The organism is Rathayibacter sp. VKM Ac-2754, assembly GCF_009807095.1.
GTDB lineage: Bacteria > Actinomycetota > Actinomycetes > Actinomycetales > Microbacteriaceae > Rathayibacter.
Genome location: NZ_WUCC01000010.1, coordinates 95,117 through 113,113 on the forward strand (window position 1 = coordinate 95,117; position 17,997 = coordinate 113,113).

Consider the following 17,997-nt stretch of genomic DNA (forward strand, 5'->3'; position numbering starts at 1 on the left):
TAAAACCCTCGCCAGACGGCGACCTGGTCGCTGACGACACGATCCCTCGCCCACGCCGCCCTGTGGTCTAATGGTCCCCGATCCGACCATGCGCCTCCTCTCGGCCGACCGGCGGAGCCAGCACCCGGAGGCAGACGATGAGCACAGCCGGCACCCCGCAGACCGCGACGAAGCGGGGAATGCTCACGCTCGAGCGGCTCGACGAGCTCATCGCCGCGGGCGAGATCGACACCGTCATCGTCGCCTTCACCGACATGCAGGGGCGCCTGGTCGGCAAGCGCATCTCGGCGCGGCTGTTCCAGGACGAGGTCGCCGAGCACGGCGCCGAGTGCTGCAACTACCTCCTCGCGGTCGACGTCGAGATGAACACCGTCGCCGGCTACGCCATCTCGAGCTGGGAGCGCGGGTACGGCGACATGGCGATGGTCCCCGACCTCTCGACCCTCCGGCTCGCACCCTGGCTGCCCGGCACCGCGATGGTGACCGCCGACCTGACCTGGCTCGACGAGGCGCCGGTCGGCGAGGCGCCGCGGCATATTCTCCGGGCCCAGCTCGACCGCCTCGCCGAGCGCGGGCTCGAGGCGCTCGTCGCGACCGAGCTCGAGTTCATCGTCTTCGACGACTCCTACCGCGAGGCGTTCAAGAAGGGCTACCGCGAGCTGACCCCGGCGAGCGACTACAACATCGACTACGCGCTGCTCGCGTCGACCCGCATGGAGCCGCTGATGCGCGACATCCGAGTCTCGATGGAGGGCGCCGGCCTCTACTGCGAGGGCATCAAGGGCGAGTGCAACTTCGGCCAGCAGGAGATCGGCTTCAAGTACGACACCGCGATGGTGACCTGCGACAACCACTCGATCTACAAGTCGGGGGCCAAGGAGATCGCCGACAAGCACGGCAAGAGCCTGACCTTCATGGCCAAGTTCAACGAGCGCGAGGGCAACTCCTGCCACATCCACCTCTCGCTGCGCGGCACCGACGGCACGCCGGTGTTCGCCGACGCGGAGGGGGAGCACGGCATGTCGGCGATGTTCCGCCACTACCTGGCGGGGCAGCTCGCAGCGATGCGCGAGTTCACGCTCTTCTTCGCCCCGAACATCAACTCCTACAAGCGCTACGTCGACGGCTCCTTCGCGCCGACCGCGGTCGCGTGGGGTCTCGACAACCGCACGTGCTCGCTCCGCGTGGTCGGCCACGGACCGGGGATGCGCGTCGAGAACCGCGTGCCGGGAGGCGACGTCAACCAGTACCTGGCCGTCGCGGCCCTGATCGCCGCCGGCCTGCACGGGATCGAGAACGAGCTGGAGCTCGAGGAGGTCTGCACCGGCAACGCCTACACGTCGGGTGCGCCGCGGGTCCCCACGACGCTCCGCGAGGCCGCCGACCTGTTCGAGCACTCCGCCCTCGCGCGGGCGGCCTTCGGCGACGAGGTCGTCGACCACTACGTCAACAACGCGCGGGTCGAGCTCGCGGCCTACGACGCGGCGGTGACCGACTGGGAGAGGGTGCGCGGCTTTGAACGCCTCTGACTACTCCGGTGCCCCGGTCGCGCCGCGGCCGATCATCGGGCTCACCACCTACCGCGAGCGAGCGGTGTCGGGAGTGTGGGATGTCGAGGCGTCCTTCCTCCCCGCGAACTACATCGACTCGGTGACGAGAGCGGGCGGCGTGGCGCTGCTGCTGCCTCCTCAGCCCGCCTCGGCCGAGACGGCGCGCGCCGTCGTGGACCGGCTCGACGGGCTCATCGTCTGCGGCGGCAAGGACATCGACCCCGCTCGCTACGGACAGGAGCCGCACCCCGAGACGGACGCGCCCCGCCCCGAGCGCGACGCCTGGGAGGACCTGCTGGTGAGCGCCGCCCTCGAGAGCGACGTGCCGTTCCTCGGCATCTGCCGCGGCGCCCAGCTGCTGAACGTCAGCCTCGGCGGCACGCTGCACCAGCACCTGCCCGATCTGGTCGGCGACCGCCGCTACCAGGCGGGCGGCGGCGTCTTCTCGCACGTCGACGTCGCGGTCGAGCCGGAGTCGCGGCTGCGCGGGCTCCTCGGCGAGGACTCGGTGCGCGCGCAGGTCTACCACCACCAGGCGGTCGACCGGGTGGCCGACGGCCTCGAGGTGGCGGCGCGCACGGCCGACGGCACGATCGAGGCGCTCGAGGTGCCCGGGCGGCGCTTCGCCCTCGGTGTCCAGTGGCACCCGGAGGAGGACGCCTCGGACGCCCGCCTCTTCACCGGTCTCGTCGCGGCGGCACTCGCCCACCGCGCGACCCCCAGCACGGAAGCGACACACGCATGAGCACGCAGTCCCTCGTCGACCCCTCGACCGGAGCCGCCTTCGACGAGATCGCGCTCGTCGACCTCGAGGAGGTCGATGCCGCCATCGCCCGTGCCGCCGTCGCCCAGCGCGCCTGGGCCGCCCTGGCCCCCGTCGACCGGGCCCGCGCCCTCCGCCGCTTCGCCGCCTCCGTCGACGGCGCGATCGAGGAGCTGGCCGCGCTCGAGACCCGCAACTCCGGCCACCCGATCACCCAGTCCCGCTGGGAGGCGGGGCACGTGCGCGACGTGCTCGAGTACGCCTCCGCCGCCCCCGAGCGGCTGCTGGGCGCGCAGATCCCGGTCGCCGGCGGACTCGATGTGACCGTGCACGAGCCGCTCGGCGTGGTCGGCATCATCACGCCGTGGAACTTCCCGATGACGATCGCGTCGTGGGGCTTCGCGCCGGCGCTCGCCGCGGGCAACGCCGTCGTGCTGAAGCCGGCCGAGTGGACTCCGCTGACCAGCCTCCGCCTGGCCGAGCTGGCGCTCGAGTCGGGGCTGCCGGAGGGGCTCTTCCAGGTGCTGCCCGGCCGGGGCGACGTCGTCGGCGAGCGCTTCGTGACGCATCCGCTGGTGCGCAAGGTGGTCTTCACCGGATCGACGCGCGTCGGCAAGAGGGTCATGGCGGGCTGCGCCGAGCAGGTCAAGCGGGTCACGCTCGAGCTCGGCGGCAAGAGCGCGAACATCGTCTTCGCCGACTCCGACCTCGAGCGGGCGGCGGCCACGGCCCCCTACGGCGTCTTCGAGAACGCCGGGCAGGACTGCTGCGCGCGCAGCCGCATCCTCGTCGAGCGCAGCGTCCTCGACCGCTTCCTCGAGCTGCTCGAGCCCGCGGTGCAGGGCGTCGTCGTCGGCGATCCGCGCGAGGAGGCGACCGAGATGGGTCCGCTGGTCTCGGCCGCCCACCACGAGCGGGTCGCGTCGTTCGTTCCGGAGGGGGCGCCCGTGGCGTTCCGCGGCTCGGCCCCGACCGGGGCGGGGTTCTGGTTCCCGCCGACGGTGCTGCTGCCCTCGAGCAGCGACGCCGTCTGGCGCGAGGAGGTCTTCGGGCCCGTCGTCTCGGTGCTGCCGTTCGAGGACGAGGCCGACGCGGTCCGCCTGGCGAACGACTCCGACTACGGCCTCTCGGGATCGATCTGGACCCGCGACCTCGGGCGGGCGCTGCGGATGTCGCGGGCGGTCGAGAGCGGCAACCTCTCGGTCAACTCGCACTCGTCGGTGCGCTACTCCACGCCCTTCGGCGGCTTCAAGCAGTCGGGCCTCGGGCGCGAGCTCGGGCCGGACGCGGCGCTGGGCTTCACCGAGACCAAGAACATCTTCTTCGCGGCCGACTGAGGCCGCGAGTCCTCCCACCATCCCCCGCACTGCCTCCTCTGCACCGACCCCCTGCACCGACCCCGAAAGGCCGACCATGGCGATCCCTCCTCTCGACACCACCCCGCTCGACCTGGGGCAGCGCCTCGCCGGCAAGGTCGCGGTCGTCACCGGCGGCGCGAGCGGGATCGGCCTCGCCACCGCGACGCGCTTCGTCCGCGAGGGCGCCCGCGTGGTCATCGCCGATGTCGACCAGGCTCGCGGCACCGAGGTGGCCGAGGCGCTCGGCGGGCTGTTCGTGAAGGTCGACGTGACGAGCGAGGCCGAGGTCGACGCGCTCTTCCAGGCCGCCGTCGACGCCTACGGCTCGGTCGACATCGCCTTCAACAACGCCGGGATCTCGCCCCCCGACGACGACTCGATCGAGATCACAGAGCTGCCCGCGTGGGAGCGGGTGCAGGACGTCAACCTCAAGTCGGTCTACCTGTGCTGCCGGGCGGCGCTGCGGCACATGACGCGGCAGGGCAGCGGATCGATCATCAACACCGCGTCCTTCGTGGCGGTGCTCGGCTCGGCCACCTCGCAGATCAGCTACACGGCCTCGAAGGGCGGCGTGCTGGCGATGAGCCGCGAGCTCGGCGTGCAGTTCGCCCGGCAGGGCATCCGCGTCAACGCGCTCTGCCCGGGGCCGGTGAACACGCCGCTGCTGCAGGAGCTGTTCGCTGCGGATCCCGTGCGGGCGCAGCGCCGACTCGTGCACATCCCGGTCGGCCGGTTCGCCGAGCCGGAGGAGCTCGCCGCGGCGGTCGCGTTCCTCGCCAGCGACGACGCCTCCTTCATCACCGGGTCGACGTTCCTCGTCGACGGCGGTATCTCGTCGGCGTACGTGACTCCGGAGTGATCGGCGTGGCCGGCGGGGGTGACGAGGCCGCGGCCCCTGGCGCGAGCGCCGAGGAGGCGGTCCTGCGCCCCGTGCGCACCGGCAACTCGTTCGAGGAGACCGTGCAGCGCCTGATGCAGACCGTGAAGCTCGGGCTGGTCGCGCCGGGCGAGCGGCTGCCCGCCGAGCGCGAGCTCGCCGCGCGACTGGGCGTGGGTCGCGACACGGTGCGCGACGCGATCTCGTCGCTGGCCGACGCCGGCTACCTCAGCGTCCGGCGCGGCCGCTACGGCGGCACCTTCGTCGCCGACGAGTTGCCTCAGGCGGAGGTGCCGGGGCGCCGCGGCTTCGACCGGGCCGAGATCGACGACGTGGTCGGGCTGCGCGAGATCCTCGAGGTCGGCGCCGCGCGGCTCGCGGCGGCGGCCGATCTGACGGCGGCCGATCGCGGCCGGCTCTTCGAGGCGCTCGCCGACGTGGAGGCGGCGAGCCCCGAGGACTACCGGCGGCTCGACTCCCGCCTGCACCTCGCCGTGGCGGAGCTGGCGGGCGTCCCGTCGCTCCTGCCGCTCGTCGCCGAGAGCCGGATGCGGGTCAACGAGCTGCTGGACGACATCCCGCTGCTGCCGCGCAACATCGCCCACGCCGATGAGCAGCACCGGGCCCTCGTGACGGCCATCCTGACGGGGCGGGCCGACGAGGCGGCGCGGCTGATGTCGGAGCACGTGCAGGCCTCGGCCGCGCTGCTGCGCGCCTTCCTGGCCTGAATCGCCCGGCTCAGCTGTAGTCGGTGCCGGTCGCGATCGCGACGAACGGGATCAGGAGCCCGAAGAACGCGATCCCGACGATCAGGAGGGCGACGAAGCCGATCATCAGGGCGTTGAGCACGATGCCCCAGATGGCGAGCGTGCGGCCCGCGGGCTCGCGCCGCAGACCCAGGATGCCGAAGACGAGGCCGGCGACCGGCGCGATCACGGTGAGGCCGAAGAAGACCGACGTGACACCGAGGATGAGGCTCGTCAGCGAGAACGGCGACGAGGGGGCCGCCGTCGCGACGGCGGGGGCGGGCGGTGTGCCGTAGGGCGCCTCCGGGTGCGGAGCGCGGAGGCTCTGCTGCTGCTGCTCGGGGTCCGGCGTGCGCTGCGCATCGGGCTGCGGCTGCGGCTCGGTCAGGACGGCCGTCGTGCCGAGGTTCTCGGTGGGCCGCTGGTCGGCCGGAGTCGTGTCGGCGTCGGTGGTCATGGGGATGCTCCTTCTCTCGCTGTGCCGGCGTGGTCGTTCCGGCGATGCCTCCACGCTACGGAGGCGGAGGCGTGGCACCCATCCGGGGAACCCCCGGAACGGTGGGGCCAGCCCCCGTGTCCCCCGGGGGGCGGGTGCGAGACTGGTGGGGCCGGCGCGTCGCCGGACGGGGCGCGAGGAGGCGACGGCGGATGGACGACGACGAGACCCGGTTCCGCATGCGCGATGCCCGGGGCGCCCGCGCCGTCTGGCTCGCCGGTCTCGCGGCGCTGGCCGGCTTCGTGATCCTCTCCCCCGTCATCTCGCTCATCGCGACCGTGATGACGTGGGGGGCGAAGCGGCGGACCGGCCCGCTGAGCGATCGCAACGGCGTCGTCGCCGTGAACTGGCAGCTCACCTATCTCGCCCTGCAGCTCATGCTCGTCCCGCTGCACCTCGCGCTCGTGTCGGTGCGCGACACGCTCGGCGCCGACTGGCCCCTGCTCACCATCGCCGCGATCCTCCTCCTCGCCGTGCTCAACATCGTGCTCTGCCTCGTGCTCGGCATCCGCTCCGGGCGAGGCAGGCCAGTGCGTCTGTTCCTCGCAGTCCCGTTCGTGCGCTCCTCCCGCCCGGCGCGCTGACCGCCTCCCGCGGGATGGCAGGGTGGTGGGGTGATCGAGTTCCCCTCCCCCGTGTTCGTCGTGGCCGATGACGGAGTGAGGATCGCCACCTACGCGGTGGGCGACGAGGGGGCGCTGACTGTGCTCGCGGTGCACGGCTTCGCCTCCCACGCGGTGCTGAACTGGGAGACCTCGGGGTGGCTCCGGACTCTGGTCCGCGCCGGATACCGCGTCGTCGCCCTCGACCAGCGCGGGCACGGCGCGAGCGAGAAGCCGCACCGCGCCGACGCCTACGGAGTCGACGTGATGGTGGGCGACATCGTGCGCGTCCTCGACTCCTACGACCTGGTCGAACCGCACTACCTCGGCTACTCGCTCGGCGCGCGGATGGGCTGGATCCTCGGGCTGCGGCACCCCGAGCGCCTCGCGACGCTGAGTCTCGGCGGGCTCACCGTCGGCGAGCCGCTGCGGCACTTCGACGCCGACGCGGCGCGGGCGCGAGCGGCCGACGGCGGCGAGATCGACGACCGCTTCACCCGCGCGTTCATCGGCATGGCCGAGGGCGTGGCGGGCAACGACCTCGCGGCGCTGGTCGCGGTCGCCGACGGGGTGCGCGGCGGGGCGCATCCGGAGCTCGGGACGCACCCGGAGCTGCCCATGCTGCTGGTCACCGGCGACGCCGACCCGATCGCGCCCGGAGGCGAGCGGCTGGCCGCGGAGGCGGGAGCGCGCTTCGTCAGCGTCCCGGGCCGCGACCACACGAGCACGGTGCCGGCGCGCGGGTTCAAGGAGGCGGTGCTCGCGTTCCTCGCGGAGCACGCCTGACGCCGCGCGGGGGTGCGATGTGCAGGCGCTCGTCGGATGTGCAGGAGGCGCGCCGAGCCGCGCGGCGTAGCATCGCGGCATGCTTGCGATCCGCGTCGAACAGCCCGGTCCCGACTCCCGCCTCGTGCTCGAGGAGGTGCCCACTCCGTCGCCCGGGCCGGGTGAGGTGCTGATCCGCGTCGCGGCGGCCGGAGTCAACCGTGCCGACCTCTCGCAGCGCGCGGGCGCCTACCCGCCGCCGCCCGGCGCCTCCCCCGTGCTCGGCATGGAGGTCTCGGGCGCCGTCGTCGGGCTCGGACCCGGCACGACGTCGGCCGCCGAGGGCGACGAGGTCTGCGCGCTGCTGCCGGGCGGCGGGTACGCCGAGTACGCGGTGGTCGACGCGGGACTCCTCCTCCCGGTCCCCGCCGGCGTCGGGCTCGTCTCGGCGGCGGCACTGCCGGAGGCGACCGCGACGGTCTGGTCGAACCTGGTGATGGTCGCCGGGCTCCGGGCGGGCGAGACGGTCCTCGTCCACGGCGGCGGCAGCGGCATCGGGACGGCCGCGATCCAGATCGCCGTCGCGATCGGCGCCCGGGTCGCGGTGACGGCCGGCAGCGCGCGCAAGCTCGACGCCTGCCGTGCGCTGGGCGCCGACATCCTGATCGACTACCGCGAGGAGGACTTCGTCGGGCGCCTCGCCGAGGCGACCGGCGGCCGTGGCGCCGATGTGATCCTCGACCCGGTCGGCGGCGACTACCTCGCCCGCGATGTCGAGGCTCTCGCGCTCGGCGGCCGGATCGTCTTCATCGGCAACCATTCGGGGGCGGCCGGCTCGCTCGACATCGGCGGCCTGATGCGCCGCCGCGCGGCCGTGCACGCCACGACCCTCCGCGCCCGCCCGCTCGAGGAGCGGCGGGCCATCATCGCCCAGGTCCGCGAGAAGGTGTGGCCGCTGGTCGCCGACGGAACCGTGCGGCCGGTGATCGACGAGGTCGTGCCGCTCGCCGAGGCGGAGCGCGCGCACGAGCGGATGCGCGCCTCCAGCCACATCGGCAAGCTGCTGCTGACGCCCTAGCGGCTCAGACGCCCTGGCGCTCAGACCCTCGAGGCGGCTCAGACCGCCGAGCGGAGCAGCCCGAGCGAGCGGTTGATCCCGTCCACGTCGACCGCCGCGGGATCGAACGAGGCGCCGGGTGCGAGACCCAGCGCCTCGAGCGCCTCCGCATGGTCGGGAGAGGAGGCGTCGGTCGCGGCGCGGACCGTGTCGGCCCAGGCGACGGGGCCGCCGGGCGCATCGATCGGAGCAGCGCCCCGCGCGCCCGTGCATCGCGGCAGCGCGGCGCGCAGCGGCGAGACCGACTCGAGGCGGATGACGTGGCGCCACTCGTCCTCGAGGTCGTAGACGTAGAACAGCTCGTCGCCGACTCCGTCGAGAACCTCGGCGAGGGCGACCTGCGACTCGTCGACGAGGTCCGGGCCGAGCTCCTCGGCGTCGGCGGGCGAGCCGATCGGCGCGCCCTCCTCGTCGGGCACGCCGACGCTGAAGAAGTGCGGCTGCGCGTCGGTCCAGCCGAGCGACAGCTGCAGCGCGAGATGCAGATCGCGCAGCGACGACTCCGACGACAGCTCGAGCCGGCGCCAGACGGCCGGCTTGGTTCCGAGCAGGGCGACCTTGAGGGCGAAGACGGAGGCGGTGTCCTCCGTCGCCTCGTCGAGGATCTCGAGGCGGGTCGCGTCGGTCTCGCCCAGCAGCACGATGCTCGCCCGCACGACCGAGGCGATGCCCGGCTTCAGCGCGTCGGGGACCACGTAGCCGAACTCGGGCTCGTGCAGCAGCAGACCGAGCTCGGCGGTGTCGTCGAGCATCCGCTCGGCCGCGCCGACCATCCGCTCGCGCTCGTCGAGCGCCTCGTCGAGGGCGACGTCGAGGTCGGCGGCGAGCTCGTCGACCAGCTCGCCGACGACGAGACCCGGGTGGATCTCGGCCTGGCAGGCGACCGCGATGCGCACGAGGACAGCGTCGGTCGTCGTGATCGCGCGCTCGCGGGGCGAGAAGGCGCCGTTCTCGGTGTCGGAGGCGGCGAGCGCCTCCTGCGCGCTGCGGATCCACTGGCCGAGGAAGCGGGCCAGGTAGGCGATCCGCTCGGCCCACGCCTCGAGAGGCTCGGAGCTGCGCCAGAGCGGGGCGGACTCGCCGAGGGCGGCCTGCGCTCCGTCGGCCTCGAGCACGGCGGAGGCGACCAGCGCGTCCCACCAGGCCGAGACGGGGATGCGGACGGCGTCGTCGCTCGGGGTCGAGCCGGCGGAGGCGATGCCCGCCTCGACGACGATCTCTCGCGCGGCGCGCTCGGTCACCGTGGCGTCGTCGCTCGCCGCGAGGTGCTCGACGACGACATCCGCGGCGTGGACGACGGCCGTCGCGCGGACGGCGGCGAGCATCTGCTCGGCGGGGACCTCGTCGAGCTCGAGCAGATCGTCGAGGACGGCCTCGACGAAGGAGCCGGCGAGGTCGAGGACCTCGTCGAGCACCGCCTGGCACTCGTCGAGCTCCTCGTCGGTGCCGGTCCAGAGGTCCTCGTCGGTGAGGAAGTCGAGGAAGTGCTCGACCACCTCGGCGACGGTGAAGAGCGTGTCGTCGAGATCGGCCTCGCTCTCCTCGCCCGAGAGATCGGCCTCGATCTGGTCGAAGACGGCCTCGAGGAGCTGGGCGTCGGGCTGAGCGAAGGAGCCGCGCGGACGCAGGTCGCGGGTCATCGCGAACAGGTCGGTCAGCACCTCGACGGCCTCGTCGACCTCGAGGTGCTCGTGCAGCACGGCGACATCGGCGAGGTGCGAGCGGTACCAGCTGCGGAACCGCACCATCAGCGCCGTCTCGGCGGTGCGCCCGCCTCCCTGGCCCCCTGAACCGCCGGACTTGCCGCCGCCGGATCGTCCCTGATTGCGCTTCTTGCCCATCGTTCCTCCGCGACCGCTCCACTCTCGACGAAGCAATCCAGCTTAGAGGTTGCGAGGGTCCGGGAGAGGCCCGATCAGTCGACCGTGGAGGTCACCGTGTCGAGCACGAGGCGCGCGGCGATCGGGCCCGCGTTCATGAAGAACGGATCGAGCTCGACCTCGACGGCCGTGCCCGCGGCGACGGCCTCGAGCGTCGGCCAGAGCGTCGCCTCCTCGATCAGCGCGAGACCGTCGCCTTGACCGGCGTAGAAGATCCAGTCGGCGTCGGCCAGCTCGAGCTGCTCGGCACTGATCTCCTGCGAGGTGTCGTCGAACCGCTGCGACTCGGGGCGGGCGAGACCGAGATCCTCGGCGAGGCCGCCGGTGAAGGAGGGGACGCCCATCGTCCGCGTCCGGTCACCGGTCGACTGCAGGAACGAGACGGTCGGCGCCTCGTCGGGGAGGGTCGCGGCGAAGGCGTCCGCGTCGTCGTGCAGGCCGTCGAGCACCGCCTGGGCGTCGCCCTCGCGGCCGAGCGCGTCGGCGGTGAGGAGGAGGTCGCTCTTCCAGTTCACTCCGTTGCCGAGCGTCACGACGGTGGGCGCGATCGCGCTGAGCGACGCGTAGAGGTCGGCGCCGCGGACCGAGTTGATCAGGATCAGATCGGGGTCGGCCTGCGCGATGGCCTCGACGTCGGGCTCGGTCCGCTCGCCGATGTCGGCGATCGCCGCGGGGTCCTCGACCCGGTCGGCGAGGTACTCGGGCACGAGACCGCTGTTCTCGGCGCGCGTCGCGGCGACGGGGACGATGTCGAGCGAGAGGAGCGCGTCGAGCTGGCCGGTCGAGACGACGGCGATCCGCGTCGGCGCTCTGTCGATCACGGTCTCTCCGGCGTAGTGGGCGACGGTGCGCGGGAACACGCCGTCCTCCTCCGGGGCTCCCATCCCCTCGGCCATGACGCGCGACACGGTCCACTCGCCCGTCGAGCCGGCCTCGGCGTCGGGCGGTGTCGAGGAGCCGGAGGCGCTGCCGGAGCACCCGGCGAGCGCCACCACGGCGGCAGTGGCGAGGGCGGCGAGACCCGTGCGGCGGAGGGAGGGACGGAGGAGGCGGGAAGTCACGTTCACGAGGTAAGGATAGCCTTAGCTAATGCACGTCTCGACCGCACAGGCCCCGACGCCCGCCGCGGCGCCCCGGAGGAGGGCCCGCCGCACCGCCGCCGTCGCACTCGTCCTCGCGGTGCTGCTGGCCGCCTCCGTCGTCGCGAGCCTCGCCGTCGGATCGCGCCCGGTGCCGGTGCCCGCCGCCCTCGACGCGCTTCTGCACGGCGGAACGAGCGCAGACGCGCTGATCGTGCGCGACCTGCGCCTCCCCCGCACGGCGACCGGCCTGCTCGTCGGCGCGGCGCTCGGAGCAGCCGGCCTGCTGATGCAGGCGGTCACGCGGAACCGCCTCGCCGACCCTGGCCTGCTCGGCGTCAACGCGGGCGCCTCCGCTGCGGTGGTCGTCGCCATCGCGTTCTTCGGCGTGGGCACCGCGGGCGGCTACGTCTGGTTCGCCTTCGCCGGCGCAGCGGCGGCCGCGGTGCTGGTGCACCTGGTCGGAGGCGGCGACGGGCGGGATCCGATCGGCACCGTCCTCGCGGGGGTGGCCCTCAGCGCCTGCCTCGGCGCGCTGATCGGGATCGTCACCCTCCTCGACGAGGAGACGTTCGAGTCGTACCGGTTCTGGGTCGTCGGATCTCTCGAGCGGCGGGAGCTCGACACCGCGACCGCCCTGTCGCCCTTCGTGCTCCTCGGTCTCGCTGTCGCGGCGATCGTCGTGCCGGCCCTCAATCAGCTCGCGCTCGGACACGACACCGCGCGGGCGCTCGGCGTGCGGCCCGCCGTCGTGATCCTCGGGGCGGGCGCCGCGATCACCCTGCTCTGCGGGGCGGCGACCGCAGCGGCGGGGCCGCTGGCGTTCGTCGGGCTCCTGGTGGCGCATCTGGTGCTGAGCGTCAGCGGGCCGGATCTGCGCGTCGGCCTGCCGCTGGCCGTGCTGGGCGGCGCGCTGATCGTGGTGGCGAGCGATGTGCTCGGCCGGATCCTCGCGGCGCCGGCCGAGCTCGAGGTGGGCATCGTCACCGCGCTGGTGGGGGCGCCGCTGCTCTTCCACCTGGCGACGCGGGGCCCGCGGAGGAGCCGATGACGCGCCCGCGCACGGTCCTCGCGGTCGTCGTCGCGGTGATCGCCCTCGCCGCTGCGGCCGGGATCGTCGGAGGGTCGTACGAGACGTCCCTCGGCGACGTCCGCGACGCCCTGCTCGGCACGGCGTCGCCGCGCACCTCGGCCATCGTGGTCGACCTGCGCCTCCCCCGGGTGATCGCCGGGGTGCTCGTCGGCGCGGCACTCGGTCTCGCGGGCGCCGTCTTCCAGACGCTGTCGCGCAATCCGCTGGGGAGCCCCGACATCGTCGGCTTCAGCGCCGGATCGGCGTCGGGAGCGCTGGTCTGCCTCGTGCTGCTCACGCCGCCGGCGAACCCCGCGCTCGGCGCCTGGGCCGGCGGCGTCGGCGCGCTGCTGATCGTGCTGTTCCTGACCCGCGGCGCCGGGCTGGCGAGCGAGCGGACGATCCTCGCGGGGATCGCCCTGGCCGCACTCCTCTCGGCCGTCAACGAGTACCTCCTGACCCGCGCACCCACCGAGGTGGCGCGCGGGGCGACGCTGTGGCTGTTCGGGTCGCTGTCGGCCACCTCGTGGGCCGACGTCGCCCTGCTCGCGAGCGCCGGGGGCCTCCTCGCGGTGCTCCTCGCCTCGCAGCGCGGCGCCCTGCGCGTGCTCGAGCTGGGCGACGAGGTGGCGACGGGCCTCGGCGTGCCGCTGCGCCGCACCCGCCTGCTCCTCCTCCTGCTCGCCGCGGGCCTCACCGGCACCGCCACCGCGGTCAGCGGACCGATCGGCTTCGTCGCCCTCGCGGCCCCGCAGCTGGCCCGGCGCGCCACCCGCTCGGCGGGCATCCCGCTGGCGGCCTCGATGGCGATCGGCGCGGCGCTGCTGCTCGCCTCCGACGTGCTCGCACAGCGGCTGCTCGCCCCGCTGCAGCTGCCGGTCGGGCTGGTCACCGGGGCTGTCGGCGGGGCGTACCTGTTCTGGCTGGTGGCGCGGGGGCGGAGGCGTCGGTGAACGCGTCGCGCGGCACCACGAGCAGCAGCAGGACGGCCGCGACGAGGGCGGTGCCGGCGCAGACCGCCCAGACCGTGACGTAGCCCGCGAAGGGGCTGACCGTCGCGGTCGAGGCGCCCTGCACGAGGGCGAGGCCGAAGACCGCGGAGGCGATCGCTCCGCCCACGGTCTTGACCGAGTTGGTCAGGCCGGTCGCGACTCCGGTCTGCGAGGCGGGCGCCGCGGCGGCCGCGGCGGCGGGCAGGGCGGCCACGAGGGCTCCGGAGCCGAGTCCGACGACGACCATGCAGGCCGTCACGCTCGCGTGGGCGGCGTTCAGCGGGATCAGCAGGAGGAAGCCGGCGGCGACCAGGACCGAGGCGCCCACCAGGGTCCGGCGCGGCGAGACGGCGCGGGCCATCGGCGGGAAGAGCAGCGCGCCGACGATCATCGCGATCAGGTAGACGCCGATGATGAGAGAGGTCGTGAAGCCGGTCGTGCCGAGCCCGTAGCCGTGCACGGCCGGGTCGGTGCGCGCGAAGGTCGAGAGCGGGGCCTGAGCGCCGAGCACACTCACTCCGAAGAGCCCGGCGGTGAGGAAGACCGGGCCGAGCGCCGGCGAGCGGAACATCCGCACGTCGATCAGCGGCTCCTCCTGCCGCAGCTCGTACCGGGCGAAGACCGCGAGCAGCCCGACCCCGGCGGCGAGAAGCAGATACGGCACCGGGCTCGAGGCGCCGAGGATGCGGAGCAGCCCCAGGCCGCCGAGAGCTCCGACGAGGCCCGCCGAGACGAGGGCCAGCCCACCGCCGTCGAAGCGCCCGCCGGCCGGATCGGGCGACTCCTGCACGCCGATCAGCACCACGACGAAGCACAGCACGACCAGCAGGGCCGGCACCAGCAGCACGACCGTCAGCGGCAGCGTCCCGACGAGCGCGCCGCCCAGCAGCGCGCCCGTGATCGCGCCGAGCTCGAGCGCACCGACCAGGAGGCCCGCGGCGGCGGCGGTCACGGCCGCACGGTTCGCGAGGCTCCTCGATCGCGACCAGATCAGCGCGATCTGCAGGGGCAGCCACACGACGTAGAAGCCCTGCAGCGCCCACGCGACGAGGAACGGCGCGAAGGAGCCGGTGAACGGCAGCGCGAGGGAGGCGAGAGCCGTCAGCGCGGTCGACCAGAGCAGCATCCGCCTGTGGCCGAGCATGTCGCCGAGCCGCGCGAACGCCGGCACGACGAGAGCGGCGAGCAGCAGCTGGGCGCCCTCGAACCAGTTGACGTCGGCGTCGCGGATGTCGAGACTCCGGGCGATGTCGGTCAGCATCGGCGTGTACCAGCCCTGCAGCACGCCGCTGGTGAACTCGACCACGACGAGGACGCCGACGACCGAGGCGAGAGTCCGCGCGGTGACGCGCTCCCGTGTCACGCGGTCAGCCCCGCGAGCAGCGCCCGGTGGAAGACCTCGCCGCGCTCGAGGGCGAGGACGTCCACGCGCTCGTCGACGCCGTGGATGCCCGCGCGCTGCTCCCTCGACATCACGAGCGGTGCGAAGCGGTAGACGGCGGGCGCATGCCGATGGAAGTGCCGGGAGTCGGTGGCGGCGTTGATCACGTACGGGACGACCGCCGCTCCGGGATGCGACACGGCGAGCGCCGCTCGGATCGCGGTGAACGGCGCTCCGTCGGTGGGCGACTGCGGCGACGGGTCCTCGCCCGCGACGACCTCGACGGCCACCTCGCGGTCGCGCACCCGGCGGCGCACGCGCTCCATGGCGCTCTGCACGGTCTCCCCCGGCGCGAGTCGCAGGTTGAGCGTCACGGTCGCCTCCGACGCGAGGACGTTGTCGGCCGTTCCCCCGGAGAGCATCGTCGGGGCGAGGGTCGTGCGCACGAGCGCCGCCGCCTCCCCGCCGAGGCGCGCGAGCACCGGGGCGGCGAGGTGCGGACGACGGCCGAGAGCGCGGTAGACGGCGCCCGCACGTCCCGGTGCCCGGGTCGCGAGGAGCGCGAACGACGATGCGAGCGCCTCCGGGACCCTCGCGGGGAAGGTCGACGGCGTCAGCCGGGTCACGGCCCGCGCGAGCCGCCCGATCGCCGTCAGCGACGGCGGAGCGGAGGCGTGCCCGCCCGAGCCGCGCACCGTGAGCCGCAGGGTGAGCACGCCCTTCTCGCCGACCCCGATCATCGCCACCGCCCCGACGACTCCCGGCAGCGGCGCCTCGACGACCGCGCTGCCCTCGTCGAGCACGAGCCAGGGAGTGACGCCGCGCTCGCGCAGGGTCTCCGCGGTCGCCTGCGCCGCCGCCCCGCGCACCTCCTCGTCGCCGCCGAACGACAGCAGGACGTCGCGGGCCGGGACGAAGCCCGCCGCGAGCAGGTTCTCGACCGCCTCCACCACGACCACGAGCGGGCCCTTGTCGTCGAGCGCTCCCCTGCCCCAGACGGCCCCATCGGCGATCGCCCCCTCGAACGGCGGATGCGTCCACGCGGCGGCGTCCTCGGCCGGTACGACGTCGAAGTGGGCCATCAGCACGAGCGGGGGTGCGTCGGAGTCGCGACCCGCCCAGCGGTAGAGCAGCCCGCGGTCGGTGATCCGCTCGAGGGAGAGGTGCTCGTGGAGCAGCGGGTAGAGCTCGCGGAGGACGTGGACGAACTCGTCGGCGCCGGTCAGCTCGGCCGAGACGGTCCGCACCCGGAGGAGCCGCGAGAGGCGCTCGGCGATGCCGTGGCGCGGGGTGGCGTCGTTCACTCGAGTCCTCGATCCGTCGGGGCGTGCGCCCATCGTGGCGCATCGGACGGGCTTGACAGGGGGCCTCGGCGGCCGCGCCGACACCGGCTTCGCGATCCAGGAGACCGCGGGTCGTACTCCCCCGGTGTCGCTCACCTTCGTCGAGACCTGCACCGTCGACATCACCGTGGTGTGGGGCGGTACCACGACGGTGCGCCTGCCCGAGCGGAGGCGTCGACGACGGGGGGAACTGGAACCTCGGCGCTGGAGCGGGCGGGCCGGGGAGCGGCATCCCGACGTCGGCTCCGACGTCCGGCCCGACGTCGGCGCCGAGCCCGGGTCCGTCATCGCCCTCGACGCCGACGCAGGTCCCCCCGGTCGAGCCGCGGTGATGTCCCGCTCCTCCGTGTTTCGAGCGTGAGAAATCTCGCAGCAATCGCGCCCTCGGGGTTGCGCCGCGGCTCCGCTCTCGCTGGAGTATCCGGATGACCGAAACGACGGACACCGCAGCAACGGCCCCCTCGAAGGGCGGAGGATCGCTCAAGAAGGTCATCACCGGCCCCCTCCTCTTCGCCTTCATCGTCGGCGACACGCTCGGCGCCGGCATCTACACGCTGGTCGGCACGATGGCGAACGACGTCGGAGGCGTCATCTGGCTGCCGCTGCTGATCGCGCTGGTCATCGCGCTGCTCACCGCCGGCACTTACGCCGAGCTGATCACCAAGTACCCGCACGCCGGCGGTGCCGCCCGCTACGCCGACCGCGCCTTCGGCAAGCCGTACCTGTCGTTCCTCGTCGGCTTCCTGATGATGGCGTCCGGGATCACGACCGCCGCCTCGCTGGCCAACGCGTTCGCCGGCGACTACCTCGGCGCGCTGCTCGACGTGCCGCCCGCTCCCACCGCGATCGTCTTCATCCTGCTGCTGACGCTGATCAACCTGCGCGGAGTGAAGGAGTCGCTGACCGCGAACCTCGTCGCCTCGGTCATCGAGGTGAGCGGCCTCGTCATCGTGATCGTCTGCGCCGCGATCTTCTTCGGCGGCGGCAACGGCGACCCGTCGCGCATCTTCGAGTTCAACCCCGACGTCGCGCCGCTGCAGGGCGCGTTCGCCGCCTCGATCGTCGCCTTCTTCTCGTTCCTCGGCTTCGAGGCCGCCGCGAACATGGCCGAGGAGGTGCGCAACCCGTCGAAGGTCTACCCGCGCGCCCTGTTCGCCGCCCTGTTCACAGCCGCCGTGGTCTACCTCCTGATCGCGCTCGGCGCCGTCATCGTGCTGCCGATCGAGGAGCTCGCGGCGTCGACCGGCCCGCTGCTCGACGTCGTCTCGGCGAGCGGAGTGGCGGTGCCCGAATGGCTGTTCGGCCTCATCGCGCTCGTCGCCATCGCGAACGGCGCCCTGCTGTTCATGGTGATGGCCAGCCGCGTCGGCTTCGGCCTCGCCTCCTCCGGACTCATGCCGAGCGCCCTCGCGCGCGTGCTGCCGAACCGCGGCACCCCATGGGTCTCGATCCTCGCGGTCGGCGTCGCCACCGCCGTGCTGAGCCTGGTCGGAGACGTCGGAACGCTCGCCGAGACCACCGTGCTGCTGCTCCTGCTCGTCTTCATCTCGGCGAACGTCTCGGTGCTCGTGCTCAAGAAGGACAAGGTCGACCACGAGCACTTCTCGGTCCCGCGGGTGGTGCCGGTGCTGGCGATCATCGCGAGCATCGTGCTGCTGACCCAGCAGACCGGCGAGGTCTGGCTCGGCTCGCTCGCGTACGTCGTCGTCGGCACTGTGCTGTTCCTGGCGACGCGCTACGGCAAGAAGGCCCACGCCGAGCGCTCGTGACGATCGATCGGTCACAGACGGACCGTGCGACTCGGGCGGTTTCAAGCGGCTAGTGCAACGGCGATGAGTTCTCTCATCTTGGCGGTGGGGCTGCGGAATTCGAGTGTTTGGCGGGGTCGGATGTTGAGGAGGCGCTGGGTTTCGGCGAGGTCGGCGTCGGTGATCGTGTTGAAGTTGAAGCCCTTGGGATAGAAGTCGCGGATCAGT

General features: G+C 73.3%; 17 protein-coding genes and 1 pseudogene. 12 read left to right on the plus strand and 6 right to left on the minus strand.

Translation table 11 applies throughout. The features are described from left to right. Positions 1 to 137: 137 nt before the first annotated feature. The 5 genes from GRS92_RS15765 (at position 138) to GRS92_RS15785 (ending at position 5,276) form a co-directional block, all read left to right on the plus strand. Positions 138 to 1,529 carry a glutamine synthetase family protein gene (locus GRS92_RS15765; protein WP_327437451.1) on the plus strand — a complete coding sequence of 464 codons (1,392 nt, stop codon included), beginning with the start codon at positions 138 to 140 and terminating at the stop codon, positions 1,527 to 1,529. Further along, positions 1,516 to 2,295: a gamma-glutamyl-gamma-aminobutyrate hydrolase family protein gene (locus GRS92_RS15770; RefSeq protein ID WP_204162412.1), complete on the plus strand. Its 780-nt coding sequence runs from the start codon at positions 1,516 to 1,518 to the stop codon at positions 2,293 to 2,295. Before GRS92_RS15765 ends, GRS92_RS15770 begins: the two co-directional genes overlap by 14 nt. Continuing rightward, positions 2,292 to 3,650 carry an aldehyde dehydrogenase family protein gene (locus tag GRS92_RS15775; RefSeq protein WP_159858123.1) on the plus strand — a complete coding sequence of 453 codons (1,359 nt, stop codon included), beginning with the start codon at positions 2,292 to 2,294 and terminating at the stop codon, positions 3,648 to 3,650. The genes GRS92_RS15770 and GRS92_RS15775 overlap by 4 nt, the downstream gene beginning before the upstream one ends. Positions 3,651 to 3,726: 76 nt before the next feature. Continuing rightward, a complete protein-coding gene (locus GRS92_RS15780) occupies positions 3,727 to 4,530 on the plus strand; it encodes a 3-oxoacyl-ACP reductase (RefSeq protein WP_159858125.1) in 804 nt (267 codons plus the stop codon). 5 nt (positions 4,531 to 4,535) lie between these two features. Continuing rightward, complete coding sequence (locus tag GRS92_RS15785; protein WP_235022069.1) at positions 4,536 to 5,276, plus strand: FadR/GntR family transcriptional regulator; 741 nt, start codon at positions 4,536 to 4,538, stop codon at positions 5,274 to 5,276. A gap of 10 nt (positions 5,277 to 5,286) precedes the next feature. On the opposite strand, the gene GRS92_RS19060 is transcribed toward GRS92_RS15785, so the two are convergent. Then, positions 5,287 to 5,751: a DUF4190 domain-containing protein gene (locus GRS92_RS19060; RefSeq protein WP_235022070.1), complete on the minus strand. Its 465-nt coding sequence runs from the start codon at positions 5,749 to 5,751 to the stop codon at positions 5,287 to 5,289. Between the two features lie 191 nt (positions 5,752 to 5,942). On the opposite strand from GRS92_RS19060, the gene GRS92_RS15795 reads away from it, so the two are divergent. The 3 genes from GRS92_RS15795 (at position 5,943) to GRS92_RS15805 (ending at position 8,235) form a co-directional block, all read left to right on the plus strand. Next, positions 5,943 to 6,374: a DUF4870 domain-containing protein gene (locus tag GRS92_RS15795; protein ID WP_159858127.1), complete on the plus strand. Its 432-nt coding sequence runs from the start codon at positions 5,943 to 5,945 to the stop codon at positions 6,372 to 6,374. Between the two features lie 30 nt (positions 6,375 to 6,404). After that, complete coding sequence (locus tag GRS92_RS15800) at positions 6,405 to 7,178, plus strand: alpha/beta fold hydrolase (protein WP_159858129.1); 774 nt, start codon at positions 6,405 to 6,407, stop codon at positions 7,176 to 7,178. A gap of 79 nt (positions 7,179 to 7,257) precedes the next feature. After that, complete coding sequence (locus GRS92_RS15805; RefSeq protein ID WP_159858131.1) at positions 7,258 to 8,235, plus strand: NAD(P)H-quinone oxidoreductase; 978 nt, start codon at positions 7,258 to 7,260, stop codon at positions 8,233 to 8,235. A 38-nt stretch (positions 8,236 to 8,273) separates the two neighbouring features. Here the strand turns inward: GRS92_RS15805 and GRS92_RS15810 are convergent, their stop codons facing one another. Both GRS92_RS15810 and GRS92_RS15815 read right to left on the minus strand, forming a co-directional pair. After that, a complete protein-coding gene (locus GRS92_RS15810) occupies positions 8,274 to 10,115 on the minus strand; it encodes a plasmid pRiA4b ORF-3 family protein (RefSeq protein ID WP_159858133.1) in 1,842 nt (613 codons plus the stop codon). A 74-nt stretch (positions 10,116 to 10,189) separates the two neighbouring features. Continuing rightward, the gene (locus GRS92_RS15815) at positions 10,190 to 11,221 is read right to left on the minus strand and encodes an ABC transporter substrate-binding protein (RefSeq protein ID WP_235022071.1); all 1,032 of its coding nucleotides are present in this window, start codon (positions 11,219 to 11,221) and stop codon (positions 10,190 to 10,192) included. 22 nt (positions 11,222 to 11,243) lie between these two features. Between GRS92_RS15815 and GRS92_RS15820 the strand changes: the two genes are divergently transcribed. Then, the gene (locus GRS92_RS15820; protein WP_159858135.1) at positions 11,244 to 12,284 is read left to right on the plus strand and encodes a FecCD family ABC transporter permease; all 1,041 of its coding nucleotides are present in this window, start codon (positions 11,244 to 11,246) and stop codon (positions 12,282 to 12,284) included. Further along, positions 12,281 to 13,258 carry a FecCD family ABC transporter permease gene (locus GRS92_RS15825; RefSeq protein ID WP_159858137.1) on the plus strand — a complete coding sequence of 326 codons (978 nt, stop codon included), beginning with the start codon at positions 12,281 to 12,283 and terminating at the stop codon, positions 13,256 to 13,258. The genes GRS92_RS15820 and GRS92_RS15825 overlap by 4 nt, the downstream gene beginning before the upstream one ends. On the opposite strand, the gene GRS92_RS19065 is transcribed toward GRS92_RS15825, so the two are convergent. Both GRS92_RS19065 and GRS92_RS19070 read right to left on the minus strand, forming a co-directional pair. Beyond that, positions 13,194 to 14,660, minus strand: coding sequence for an MFS transporter (locus GRS92_RS19065; protein WP_159858139.1), 1,467 nt, complete (start codon positions 14,658 to 14,660; stop codon positions 13,194 to 13,196). The genes GRS92_RS15825 and GRS92_RS19065 overlap by 65 nt on opposite strands. Beyond that, positions 14,657 to 15,982, minus strand: coding sequence for a M20/M25/M40 family metallo-hydrolase (locus GRS92_RS19070; protein ID WP_235022072.1), 1,326 nt, complete (start codon positions 15,980 to 15,982; stop codon positions 14,657 to 14,659). Before GRS92_RS19070 ends, GRS92_RS19065 begins: the two co-directional genes overlap by 4 nt. A gap of 52 nt (positions 15,983 to 16,034) precedes the next feature. On the opposite strand from GRS92_RS19070, the gene GRS92_RS15840 reads away from it, so the two are divergent. Together GRS92_RS15840 and GRS92_RS15845 are read left to right on the plus strand one after the other, a co-directional pair. After that, positions 16,035 to 16,382: a hypothetical protein gene (locus GRS92_RS15840; RefSeq protein WP_159858143.1), complete on the plus strand. Its 348-nt coding sequence runs from the start codon at positions 16,035 to 16,037 to the stop codon at positions 16,380 to 16,382. A 64-nt stretch (positions 16,383 to 16,446) separates the two neighbouring features. Next, positions 16,447 to 17,790, plus strand: a complete 1,344-nt coding sequence (locus GRS92_RS15845; protein WP_159858145.1) for an APC family permease — start codon at positions 16,447 to 16,449, stop codon at positions 17,788 to 17,790. A gap of 41 nt (positions 17,791 to 17,831) precedes the next feature. Here GRS92_RS15845 and GRS92_RS19235 read toward each other — a convergent pair. After that, positions 17,832 to 17,997: pseudogene (locus tag GRS92_RS19235) on the minus strand (IS30 family transposase); the annotation flags it as partial.

Excerpts from the sequence above, each read along its gene's own strand:
- GRS92_RS15765 (WP_327437451.1), top strand. The coding sequence starts at position 138 with ATGAGCACAGCCGGCACCCCGCAGACCGCGACGAAGCGGGGAATGCTC.
- GRS92_RS19060 (WP_235022070.1), bottom strand. The coding sequence starts at position 5,751 with ATGACCACCGACGCCGACACGACTCCGGCCGACCAGCGGCCCACCGAG.
- GRS92_RS15810 (WP_159858133.1), bottom strand. The coding sequence starts at position 10,115 with ATGGGCAAGAAGCGCAATCAGGGACGATCCGGCGGCGGCAAGTCCGGC.
- GRS92_RS15820 (WP_159858135.1), top strand. The coding sequence starts at position 11,244 with ATGCACGTCTCGACCGCACAGGCCCCGACGCCCGCCGCGGCGCCCCGG.
- GRS92_RS15805 (WP_159858131.1), top strand. The coding sequence starts at position 7,258 with ATGCTTGCGATCCGCGTCGAACAGCCCGGTCCCGACTCCCGCCTCGTG.
- GRS92_RS15845 (WP_159858145.1), top strand. The coding sequence starts at position 16,447 with ATGACCGAAACGACGGACACCGCAGCAACGGCCCCCTCGAAGGGCGGA.
- GRS92_RS15780 (WP_159858125.1), top strand. The coding sequence starts at position 3,727 with ATGGCGATCCCTCCTCTCGACACCACCCCGCTCGACCTGGGGCAGCGC.
- GRS92_RS15795 (WP_159858127.1), top strand. The coding sequence starts at position 5,943 with ATGGACGACGACGAGACCCGGTTCCGCATGCGCGATGCCCGGGGCGCC.
- GRS92_RS15825 (WP_159858137.1), top strand. The coding sequence starts at position 12,281 with ATGACGCGCCCGCGCACGGTCCTCGCGGTCGTCGTCGCGGTGATCGCC.
- GRS92_RS15775 (WP_159858123.1), top strand. The coding sequence starts at position 2,292 with ATGAGCACGCAGTCCCTCGTCGACCCCTCGACCGGAGCCGCCTTCGAC.